Below are 2,747 nucleotides of genomic sequence, written 5' to 3' on the forward strand. Positions count from 1 at the left end.
GTCTCGCCCGCGGCCGGCTCCGGCAGCCTCCGGACGACCGACCCCGCGACGGCCCGCATCTCCGGCGCGGTCGCGACCGGCGAGACCGGCACCTACTGGGACGGCTCCGAACACGCGTTCGACACCCAGCAGTTCGTCTACCGCCCCGACTACCGGTACCTCCAGAGCGAGCCCTCGCTCGTCCACGAGGGAACCGCGCAGTACACCGCCTACGGCGGCGGTGAGGTCGGCGCGACCCAGTCGCTCGTCGACGGAACCAAGGTGTCTCTCGTCTTCCTCGAAGGCGACATCGACACCGCGACGGGCGAGGCGACGACCTTCAGCGTCGTCCCCCTGAGCGCCGGCACCGACTACATCACGGTCACCGACGCGGGCACGCCCATCACCATCTCGGTCCCCACTCGGCTCTCCGAGGACGCGTGGCGCGACCTGCTGGCCGACGAACCCAACGTCCGCTCTATCTCGTACGCGACCGGAGCCGACTACAACACCCTGACGGTCGAACTCGCGCCCGGCAAGACGTACGACCTGCGGCTCTCGCGGGTCGGCATCGACACCCCCGGCGCGCTCCAAGAGCCCGCCTACATCATCGACGTGGAGGGCGACAACGCCGTCGTCCCGCCCGGAGCGACCCACCGGGCCGTCGTCGAGGTCCGCGACGCACAGAACAACCCCGTCCCCAACGCGGTCGTCAAGGTCAGCCCCGGCCTGACCGCCGAGAGCGGGCGCATCGTCGCGCGCGACACCGGCGCCATCTCGACTGTCACCGACGGCGACGGCCGCGCGACCTTCGTCTACGCCGCGACGAGCAGCGTCGACGGCGTCGTCTCCGACGAGTTCGACGTGGTCGTCGAGGACTCCGCGGGCGCGAACGTCGACCGCGTGACCTTCGACGTGCAACTCCGCGAGGGCGGCGTCACCGACCCGCTCCGCGGGCTCGTGGCCGCCATCGGCGACCCCGGCTTCGTCTACGCTGACGTGGACGGCAACGGCGAGTTCGACGGCGCGGACTACCGCGTCAACAACACCGGCACGGGCGGCGATATCGTCTACGACGCCGGCTCCGACCGGCTCGTCGTCCCGCCGAGTGTCCGCACCATCGTCTCCAACGAGGACATCACCCTCGCGGGCGAGGGCGTCTCGCTCCACGTCGACATCGTCGCGACCGGCTCGAACAGCCGAATCGACATCGACGCCGGAAGCGGCTCCTTGGCCGCGGTCGGCGTGAGCGTCACCTCGGTCTCGGGGAAGAACATCGACGTGACCGCGGGCGACGAAATCGACCTCTCCGGCGCGTCGGTCACGCAGGGAAGCAACGCCGACCTCACCATCGAAGCCGGCGGCGACATCGACATCGACAACGCCGGGGTGACGCTCACGCAGGACCGCAACCTCCTCGCTGTCACCTCGACGAACGGCTTCGTCAGCGCCCGGAGCGCCGACATCAGCGGCAAGGGCGACGTCCGCATCGACGGCGCGCACGGCGTCGACCTCTCCGGGGCCGGCCTCTCGGGTGTCAAGGACAACGCCGACCTCGAAATCGTCTCCGCACGCGGCGGAGCCAACCTCAACGGCGTGGTCATGCTCGGCGACGGCGACATCCTCGTCGACGCCGAGGGCAACATCTTCGTCGTCGGCGCGAACATCGCCTCGGCGAAGACGGATGTGGAGATAACCTCCAACAACGGCATGGTCAGCGGCCGCGAGGCCGCCATCTCCGCGGAGGACGACGTGGTCATCACCGCGGCGACCCGCATCTACCTGCCCAACTCCGCCATCGAGGACAAGGACTCGCCCGAACTGAACGCCCCCGACGTGGAGGCCTGAGCCGTGTCTCGCCTCTCTCTCGACTCTCGCGGCGTGTCCGAAATCCTCGGGCTCGTCTTCGCGTTCGGTCTCGTCGTGTCGGTCATCGCCATGGTCCAACTCGCGGGCACGCCCGTCTGGACCGCCGGCGACGAGGCCGACCACAGCGCCAGCGTCTCGACCGACCTCGCGTCGCTCGACTCGCAGGTCTTCCGCGCCTCCGGCGTCGACGCCGGCAGTCGCGTCGCGGTCGACTCCGACGTGTCGTACCCCGAACGCTACCTCGTGGTCTCACCGCCCGACAGCGTCGGGACGTTCCGAGTCGACGGCGCGGACGCCGTGACCGTCACGGGCGTCTCCGCGGTCGGCCCCGAGCGGGTCTTCTGGGACGGCTCGACGCACACCTACGCGACCGGAGCCATCGTCTACGAACCCGACTACGCCGAGCGCGACGAGGCCCGGATGGTGCTCGAAAGCGGCGTCTCGTACCTCGAAACCGACGGCACCCCCGTCGTCCACCGCCAGTCGCTCGTCCGCGGCACGACCGTCACGCTCGTCTTCTTCGAAGGCGACCTCGACGGCCACACGACGGCCGGCGACACCGTGTCGCTCGCGCCCGTCTCCGTCCGCACCGAGTCGCTGCCCGTCTACAACGCCGCCGACCCGGTTCGCATCTCGGTGCCGACCTACCTCTCCGAGGACGCGTGGGTCGACCTCATGGCCGAGGAACCCCACGCGCGGGTCGTCTCCTACGCCTCCAGCGGCGACCACGCGGTCGTCACTATCGAACTCGACGCGGGCGTCCGCTACGACTTCCGCGTCGCTCGCCTCGGCGTCGGCGAGGCTGTCGAACCCGACCCCGCCGCCTACGCCATCGCGGTCGAAGGCGAGGACGCCGCGGTCCCCTCCGGCGGCCGCGAGACGCTCGTCGTCGCGCGTTG

General features: G+C 70.4%; 1 protein-coding gene and 1 pseudogene. Both read left to right on the forward strand.

Going from position 1 to position 2,747, the window contains the following annotated elements:
• A partial coding sequence (locus NKF06_RS20355) for a hypothetical protein (protein WP_253246437.1) occupies positions 1-1,827 on the forward strand: 1,827 nt, incomplete at its 5' end.
• Positions 1,828-1,830: 3 nt separating this feature from the next.
• A pseudogene (locus NKF06_RS20360) lies at positions 1,831-2,747 on the forward strand (hypothetical protein); the annotation flags it as partial.

This window comes from Haloferax sp. AB510 (assembly GCF_024136985.1).
In the GTDB taxonomy this organism is placed as follows: Archaea; Halobacteriota; Halobacteria; order Halobacteriales; family Haloferacaceae; genus Haloferax.